Annotated in this window: 8 protein-coding genes; 1 reads left to right on the top strand and 7 read right to left on the bottom strand. The window is 52.4% G+C overall.

What is annotated here, in order from left to right:
• Positions 1–999: 999 nt before the first annotated feature.
• The 6 genes from ACTNDI_RS13855 to ACTNDI_RS13830 form a co-directional block, all read right to left on the bottom strand.
• Positions 1,000–1,638: an ABC transporter permease gene (locus tag ACTNDI_RS13855; protein WP_441101551.1), complete on the bottom strand. Its 639-nt coding sequence runs from the start codon at positions 1,636–1,638 to the stop codon at positions 1,000–1,002.
• Complete coding sequence (locus ACTNDI_RS13850; protein WP_441101550.1) at positions 1,635–2,312, bottom strand: ABC transporter permease; 678 nt, start codon at positions 2,310–2,312, stop codon at positions 1,635–1,637. Before ACTNDI_RS13850 ends, ACTNDI_RS13855 begins: the two co-directional genes overlap by 4 nt.
• Positions 2,309–3,076, bottom strand: coding sequence for an ABC transporter ATP-binding protein (locus tag ACTNDI_RS13845; protein ID WP_441101549.1), 768 nt, complete (start codon positions 3,074–3,076; stop codon positions 2,309–2,311). The genes ACTNDI_RS13850 and ACTNDI_RS13845 overlap by 4 nt, the downstream gene beginning before the upstream one ends.
• 183 nt (positions 3,077–3,259) lie before the next feature.
• Positions 3,260–4,285, bottom strand: coding sequence for a glycine betaine ABC transporter substrate-binding protein (locus ACTNDI_RS13840; RefSeq protein ID WP_441101548.1), 1,026 nt, complete (start codon positions 4,283–4,285; stop codon positions 3,260–3,262).
• A gap of 35 nt (positions 4,286–4,320) precedes the next feature.
• Positions 4,321–5,628 (bottom strand): O-acetylhomoserine aminocarboxypropyltransferase/cysteine synthase family protein, encoded by a 1,308-nt coding sequence (locus ACTNDI_RS13835; protein WP_441101547.1) that lies wholly within the window; start codon positions 5,626–5,628, stop codon positions 4,321–4,323.
• Between the two features lie 119 nt (positions 5,629–5,747).
• Complete coding sequence (locus ACTNDI_RS13830) at positions 5,748–6,818, bottom strand: ATP-binding protein (RefSeq protein ID WP_441101546.1); 1,071 nt, start codon at positions 6,816–6,818, stop codon at positions 5,748–5,750.
• A 449-nt stretch (positions 6,819–7,267) separates the two neighbouring features.
• Between ACTNDI_RS13830 and ACTNDI_RS13825 the strand changes: the two genes are divergently transcribed.
• Entirely contained in the window at positions 7,268–7,675 is a 408-nt protein-coding gene (locus ACTNDI_RS13825) for a C-GCAxxG-C-C family protein (RefSeq protein WP_441101545.1), read from the top strand.
• 20 nt (positions 7,676–7,695) lie between these two features.
• Here ACTNDI_RS13825 and ACTNDI_RS13820 read toward each other — a convergent pair.
• Positions 7,696–7,930: hypothetical protein (locus ACTNDI_RS13820; RefSeq protein WP_441101544.1), on the bottom strand; the 235-nt coding region annotated here is incomplete at its 5' end.

Here is a 7,930-nt window from a genome sequence, read left to right as displayed (position 1 = left end):
TCCTTATCAGCCCACTATCTGAAAGTTCGTGTAAACTATTGAACCGCCGTATACCGAACGGTACGTACGGTGGTGTGGAAGGGGAGGGTAAAATCTCCCCTATCCGATCGAGCGTCGCGATAGCGAGATAAAACTCGCGCAGCGTGTTTTATCTCGTTCAACGTTGCGTTGTTTGTTCAGTAGTATCCGGTACGTTGTTTGTTCAGTTGTTTCCAGAGAACAGGTCCGGGAAATAGGGCGATTATTTTTCGTGAGAAGAGGAAGGGGAAAGCAAAGTGGAAATAAAAGGAAAACGGTGGAGATGGATTCGTGTTATAGAATTTGTCGTGTTTTTCTTTGGCTGGACAGCTATTCTGATGGCGGGGGCAGATTTCCCCCCCGCCAAAAGGATTCTGCCTTCTGGTTATTCTGATCGGTGTGTTGGATATCATCCAGACACTGTATCTGAAATGGCTGGCGAAAAACCTGATAAAGAGGCGCACCTTCCTGCTGAACGAGCTGTTCTTCTGTGCGGCAGGCACAATCGTTGCCGTCATTTTCATTTTGTTCAACGGCGGATTCCGGAGCGAGTCGGGAATCTGGGTAGGAATCATCACGGCAGTAAGTGTGGGATACGGCACAATTTTCTGGAGTATTAACCGCCTTATCGCAGGAGTAATGAAAGATCGCCTGCTGTAGGAGGGGGAAATCATCATTTGCCGTAATCTCAGAAAATTCACTCTCCACTCCCTAAAAAATTATTTGTCTGGAAATAGCCAACTCCAAAGTAACTAACTCCAGAGTAATTAACTCCAGAGTAACTAACTCCAGAGTAAATAACACGTGATTTCGTTGTATCATTCCATGTATCATGACACAAGAGAAGGGTGAAACGTATTATTCAGGGAGGTTCGGTTTTGTTGGAGCAATCCGTAGCTTATACAGTTTGTGGCACGATTTATCATATGGGCGTTTATCAGATTAATAGATTAAAAAAACATATCCTCCAGAGTTTTTGTATCAGACATAGCGGTAGTTCAGCACGGCCCGCCGGATCAGGTCGAAGATCAGACCGGAGCCGAGGGAGAGAAGGGCTACGAGGAGTCCGCCGGTGAGAAGAATATCGGACCGGAAGAGTCCCAGGCCGGTGAAGATGATTTCTCCGAGTCCGCCGGCTCCGATCATCGCCGCAAGAGTAGCGCTCGCGATGACTTCCACGAGGCTGGTCCGGATCCCTGCGAGAATCATGGGGAGTGCCTGGGGAACGCGGACATGCCAGAATTGCTCCCGGGCGGTCATTCCGATTCCGGCGGCACATTCCAGCATGAAATCCGGGACACCGGAAAATCCCACGATGGTGTTCAGGAGAACCGGAGGAACCGCGAGGATCGTGAGGGCAGTAACGGCTGGACGGATACCGGTTCCCATGACAGGAATGAGGAGAAAAAGAAGCGCAAGGGAAGGCACGACGCGGAGGATCTGGAAGGGGGCGGAGATGATCTGCTCCTTTTTTACAGACTTCGAAGCCAGATATCCGAGGGGAATACCGATTGCAGCTGCGATGGCAAGGGACAGAAGACTCACGAGGAGATGCTGCCGGATCTGGAGCAGAATCTGAGGAGCGTTCTGCTGTATGTATAAGATCATTCCCTTAATCATTTCTGATCACTCCTTTCCCTTTCGATATCCTGACTCCCGGATCCCCGCCGCGCCTGGAAATTCCCTGCCGTGCGTTTTTCACCGAGCTTGAGAAGGGCATCCATTGCGACGGCCAGGCCTGCGGAGAGTACACTTCCCCAGAGAATCTTAACGACGTTCTGTGTGCGCATGCCGGAAAAAAGCAGGTCGCCGAGACCTCCGGCGTTGATGCAGGAGGCGATGGTGGCGATTCCGATCGTCGATACCATGGCGAGGCGGATGCCTGCGAAAATCGCGGGACGGGCCAGAGGAAGCTGAATGCGGCGCAGTATCTGGAGCTTTGTCATGCCGATTCCGCGGGCGGCTTCGCGGATTCCGGTATCCACCTCGTCCAGGCCGGTCAGGAAGTTGCGCAGGAGCAGGTACTGGTTGTAGATGACAAGCACAGTCACTGCCGAGGGCATTCCGAGGCCGGTGAGCGGTATTAAGAGCGCAAACAGCGCCATGGAAGGGATGGAGTAGATCAGAGAAAAAATCTGTACCAGAAGTGAGCCGAGCTTTGGAATCTCCACGGAGAGCACCGTAAGGATTGACGCGAGAAGCACGGAGATCGCGAGTGTGATGAGGACGATTTCCAGGTGTCTTGCGAGAGGGATCAGAATCTTATCCGGATTGGAAATAAGATAGCGTATCATTTCATCACATCCTTCCAGAAGTCTTCCTGCTCGCGCGCGGAGGAGATCAGAGTCTCTACAAAGGGGTCTGCGGGATGACGAACGATTTCCTGCGGTGTATCAAACTGCAGCAGCTTTCCCCGGTCCATGATCATAACGCGGTTTCCGAGACGGAAGGCCTCATTGATATCATGGGTGACCAGGAGAAAGGTGCGGCTCGTCTCCCGATGAATCCGTTTCAATTCATTCTGAAGATTAAGACGGGTAATGGCATCGATCGCTCCGAAGGGCTCGTCGAGAAGCATGATCTTCGGGTTGGTTACCAGCGCTCTGGCGAGACCGATTCTTTGCTGCTGTCCTCCGGAAAGCTGGGAAGGATAGCGGTTCCGGTAGATTTCGGGATCGAGGTCGACCAGGTTGAGAAGCTCCGTGACCCGGTCGTGAATCTTCGAGCGGTCCCATTTCTCCAGCTGAGGAATGATGCCGATGTTCTGTTCGATGGTCATGTGCGGGAAAAGACCAACCTGCTGGATGACATAGCCCATGCGGCGGCGCACCACGATTGGATTTACCGTAGAGATGTCTTCTCCAAAGAGAATGATTTTGCCTTCGCTCGGCTCGATCAGACGGTTGGTCATCTTGAGGAGGGTGGTCTTTCCGCAGCCGGAGGACCCCAGGATGGTGATAAACTCACCTTCTCGGATCTCGGCGGATACGTGATTTACGGACAGGACATCGGAGCCCGGATATTTTTTTGATATATTCTGATATTGGATGGCTTTCATTTTCTTCCTCACAAATCTCAAATGGGGCAGTTGTGTGAAGCTGCCCGAGACAGACCAATGGAGCGGTGCGTGCACCAGTTATCGGTAAAACAATGGGACAGTTGTGTGCAACTGCTTGAGACAAACCGATGGAGCAGTTCGTGCAGCTGCTTCTGCTTCAGGCAGGCAAGTAGGCGTCCGGATTCAGGAAACGCTGCTTGAGGAACTGCCGGAAGCAGCTGCGGGGATGCTGTCTGCAATACTGTCGTAGTAGGATTTCGCGACGTCCTCATATTCCTTCTTGTCGATGTCCACCTCGGCGTTGAGCTTTGTGAGAACCTCAGTGGTGAGGGTCTTGTCGACGGCGTTCAAAGTGTCTGCAATCTCCGGATTAAGAGAGAGGGCATCGTTTCGTACGACAGGAGCCAGGTTGTAGGGTGGCCATGCCTGCTTGTCATCGTCCAGAAGAACGTATTTGTCGGTCTCGGAGAGTGCACCCTCTGTAGTGTAGGCCGGGGCTACATCGGCTTCGCCGCTTGCTACGACCTGATACTTCAGACTGTTATCGTATACCTTTGTGGATTTGAATTTGAATTCACCATATACGTCGTTTAATCTTGGAAGTCCGTCCTCTCGCTGGTCAAATTCTCCCTGTGATGCAAAATTCAGCTCGGAGGCATGCTTCTGAAGGTCGGAGATCGTTGTGATGCCGTACTTGTCGGAGGCTTCCTTGCTGATGAAAAGACCCTGGCCGTCGTTTCCCGGCGCGTAGTCAAGCCAGGTTACATCGAACCTGTCGGCATATTGCTTTTTTACCTCGTCATATACCTTCTGGGGATCGGTGATCGGATCCTCTTTCAGGATAGAAATCAGCCCGGTTCCGGTATACTCGGGGTAGAGGTCGATATCATCGCTGATCAGGCTGGTGTGAATCAGAGAGGATGAGATGTCGAAGGTCCGCTGCACCTTATAGCCGGCGTCTTCGAGCGCGAGTGCATAGATTTCAGCGACAACTTCATTTTCCGTGAAATCCTTGGAGCCGATGCGCACGGTTCCCTCTTTCGCCTTGCCGGACTTGACAGTGGCTGACGCTGAGTCAGAGGATACGGAAGAGGAGCCGGCGTCGGAGGAACTCTGGGTGGTGAATTGGCTGCTTCCGCAGCCGGTGAGTATCGTGATGCCTGCGGCCAGAGTGAGGAGAAGAGTGCGGGAGAGGATATTTTTTTTCATGGGATGCTCCTTTCATTGTGTGGAATTTTGCAAAGTTACAGATGCTGTGACTGATTCAGTGCCTGATCCATGTCCCGGATCAGGTCGTCAATGTCTTCAATGCCGACGGACAGCCGGAGAGAGTCTGGATAGACGCCTGCCTTTGCGTTTTCTTCCGGGGAATGCCCGAAATGCGTGGAGGACGCGGGGTGTACGATCAGCGATTTGGCATCGCCGACATTTGTCATGTAGTCGAAGATACGGACCGCCTTCAGGGTGCGGAGGGCAGCCTCCTGTCCTCCCTTTACCCGGATGGACATGATTGCTCCCGGCCCCTTTGGGAAATACTTTTCGGCAAGACTGTGGTAAGGGCTGGATTCCAGACCGGGATACAGGACCTCTGTGACTGCCGGATGATTCTCAAGAAAAGCCGCGAGCTTTCCGGCGTTTGACACGTGACGCTCCATGCGAAGGGAGAGAGTCTCCATGCCCTGCAGGACATAGAAGGCAGTCTGCGGGCTCATGTGCGCGCCGAGATCGGTGAGATATGTGATCCGGAGGCGCTTCGTAAACATCTCGCGCTTCAGGGTTTCTTCATCGATCCAGTCCTTAAAGTCATTGTAAAAGGTTTCAAACTCCGGGAAACGACCGTTCAGATAGTTGAACTTTCCGCTTTCCACCACGATTCCGGCGATATTTACACCGTGACCGGACAGATACTTGGTTGCCGAGTAGCAGACGATGTCTACGCCGTGCTCGAATGGCCGGAACAGATAAGGAGTCGCGAAGGTATTGTCAATGACAACCGGAATGCCGTAGGAATGAGCAAGTGCAGTGATGCGGTCCACGTCCAGTACATTCATTCCGGGATTTCCGAGAGCTTCGATATAGATGGCTTTGGTGCGGTCGTCTATATAGTTCCGGTAGGAATCGATGTCAGTCTCGTCTTCGATGAAGCGGCCCTCGATGCCGTATTGTGGCAGAGTCTTCTGAAGAAGGGTGGTGGTGCCGCCGTACAGAGTCGGAACAGAGACGATATTGTCACCCTGGTGCGCAAGGGTCAGGAAGGTGTCGGAGATGGCCGCCATGCCGGAGGCCAGGGAAACCGCAGCGCTTCCTCCCTCCAGAGAGGTCAGGCGTTTCTCAAGCACGCGGTTGGTGGGATTCGAAAAACGTACGTAGGAATCTCCTTCTTCTTCATATTTAAATAAGCGGAGGCAACGCTCGTAGCTGCCAAGCTCAAAGGCAGCGGTCTGATAGATGGGAACCGCCTTGGATAGAAAATGCTGTGAGGGGTCGTAGCCTGCGTGCAGCTGCCTTGTGGTAAAGCCAAGGGTGTCGTCATTAAAAGCCTCGTAACTCATTTCGTTTTCTCCTTCTGCAATATATTTATTCTGTCTTGGAGTTTAATTTGTATTGGAACTACTCAGAACCATTGCTTTTCAGCGGGCTTCATCTTTTGCGGACCCCATTTCTGCGGAATTCATGTTTCTGCGGGGCACTGGGGTGTGTGTGCCGGGGTTTTTCTGGGCACCAGATGCAGGGCGTCAGCCGGACAGGTGCTGGCACAGATGCCGCATCCGTTGCATTCGTCCATCCGGAAAGACAGGGAGGCATTCTTGCCGCGTCCCGTCATAGAGATGACATCGAATCGGCAGCGCTTGACGCATCGCCCGCATCCGATGCAGGGGTTTGCGTCATAGGATATGATGTGCGGCGCTTTCGGCCAGAAGCCGACGCTCCTGCGGTCGCGCTGTACCCGGAAGAGATAGCAGTCTGTCGCGTTGCAGTTGCAGATGCCGTGGTCGCTGATGGTGTGTACGAGCCCTGCTTTGTCAGCATCGCGGATGATCTGCTTCGCCTGCTCTTTGGTGATGCGGTCCGAGATTTTACGTGTGACGAAGCTGTTGTCTCCGTGAACAAAATTGATGCAGGTGTTGGTAGGATCCTCTGCCTGGCCTCCCAGGCATTTGCAGTCACAGCGGGCAAGGTAAAGGGGCCGTTCCTCCTGGTCAATGAAATCGAGCATCTCCTGCAGAGATATGATTTCGTCAGTGGTCGGTCTTACCCGTGGATCGGGATCCAGACTTTTCTCGTATTCATCGAAGTACCACTGATCCAGCTTTACCCGGAGATCTGCGGGAAGGGTGTGATAGCGGCGGGTTTCGTTGACGCTCAGGACATCCAGCATCCCGTAGAAGTTGTTCAGCGTGTAGTCATAATCCGGGTCTGCAGCGGCGTCCGGATCCTCCGGAGTATCGTCCCTGCGGACCCTGGCTAGAACGCCTCTCCGAAAGGCATCCGCCGCGTATCCGGGATCGAGAGAACGATAGGAAACCGGAGTTCCGTCAAAGGATAGAATAAACTTCCGATCCTCCTCTGTAAAAAAGAAGTCAATGAGGCGGACCCCAACCTCTGGCATCTGGAACTTTTCCCCGATTTCTTTCTCCTCCCGGGTGAGTGGAGCAGTATTGTATCCCTGATATTCCTCGTCTAAAATGTAAGGAACGGCAGCGGCGATATCGATATGATCCTGTGGTTTAATGTTCTGCATGGACGGTCATTCCTTCCTGAGTCACATACCAGATCTGTATTTCATATATATCTGATATGAAATATATGTTTATGTTGAAAAGACCTTATCACGTTTGCATACGCTTGTCAACGGATATTTAAAATTTCAAACAGCCTTCAAATCGTCTTCAAACATCCTGCCGCGGGCTGTGATATTGAGGAGAAGAGGAAATCATGATTTGCGCTGCCTGACTCTGCTTAAATTAAAAGAGCGTTCACTATATTTCGCCGAATCGGAATATTTATATGTTTCACAAGTCCGATGACGGCAATCGCGATCGGGTTTATCATGCTCCGCCACACTGGAATATTCATTTGCCGAAGCATTATTGTGTCGGGGAAAAGATGTTATAATATTGCTGCATATGTAAAACCGGGGAAATTCTGGGGAGCAGAAGCTGTGGAAGAAAGATTACGGAGGCAAAAGACATGGATGAAATATTGAAGAGAAGTCATGAACTCAGGGATGCTGCGGACCGGCACTATAACTGCGCACAGGCGGTTTTCATTCCGTTTGCGGAGAGAAAAGGACTGACGGCGGAGCAGGCAAACGCGATTGCGCAGAATTTCGGGTCGGGAATGCAGGCGGGGCTGACCTGTGGCGCAATCACCGGAGGACTGATGGCGCTGGGATTGTGCGGGGCCGGTGATTCCGGTATCGCTGTCGAGCTCATGCGGCGAATCGCGAGCAGACATGAAGGACGTACACAGTGCAGGGATCTGCTGGCGGCGGAAGTCCGGACGCCAGGGGAGAAGAAGCCGCACTGCGACGCGATGGTATATGAGGCGGTTGAAGCCGTTGAGGAAATGCTCCAGGAGCGTGGAATCAGTTTCTGAAATGATGCGCGAACGTGAGATCAGTGTCTGAGATGCTCCGTGAGCGTGAGATAACCTTCTGATTCCGGAAGAATGGAAGCATTGAAAAAAGAATCATTTATGGAAGCGGCGCAGAAGTTCTGCGCCGCTTTTGCAGTGCGCCTGGCGGCGCACGTTTCCAACGGGTTCAAGTCCCGAATCCGCCCGGTAGTGGGAAGGATATAGCCGAAGGCAAGGGTGTCCGCCGTGAGACGGAATCTGAAGGAAGCCGGATGT

This window comes from Bilifractor sp. HCP3S3_D3 (assembly GCF_052063915.1).
GTDB lineage: Bacteria > Bacillota > Clostridia > Lachnospirales > Lachnospiraceae > Bilifractor.
The sequence above is the reverse complement of the archived record's forward strand: the minus strand, read 5'-3'. Positions and strand labels throughout refer to the sequence as shown.

Coding starts and splice junctions, on each gene's coding strand:
- ACTNDI_RS13840 (WP_441101548.1), bottom strand. CDS start 4,285: ATGAAAAAAAATATCCTCTCCCGCACTCTTCTCCTCACTCTGGCCGCA.
- ACTNDI_RS13850 (WP_441101550.1), bottom strand. CDS start 2,312: ATGATACGCTATCTTATTTCCAATCCGGATAAGATTCTGATCCCTCTC.
- ACTNDI_RS13855 (WP_441101551.1), bottom strand. CDS start 1,638: ATGATTAAGGGAATGATCTTATACATACAGCAGAACGCTCCTCAGATT.
- ACTNDI_RS13825 (WP_441101545.1), top strand. CDS start 7,268: ATGGATGAAATATTGAAGAGAAGTCATGAACTCAGGGATGCTGCGGAC.
- ACTNDI_RS13830 (WP_441101546.1), bottom strand. CDS start 6,818: ATGCAGAACATTAAACCACAGGATCATATCGATATCGCCGCTGCCGTT.
- ACTNDI_RS13835 (WP_441101547.1), bottom strand. CDS start 5,628: ATGAGTTACGAGGCTTTTAATGACGACACCCTTGGCTTTACCACAAGG.
- ACTNDI_RS13845 (WP_441101549.1), bottom strand. CDS start 3,076: ATGAAAGCCATCCAATATCAGAATATATCAAAAAAATATCCGGGCTCC.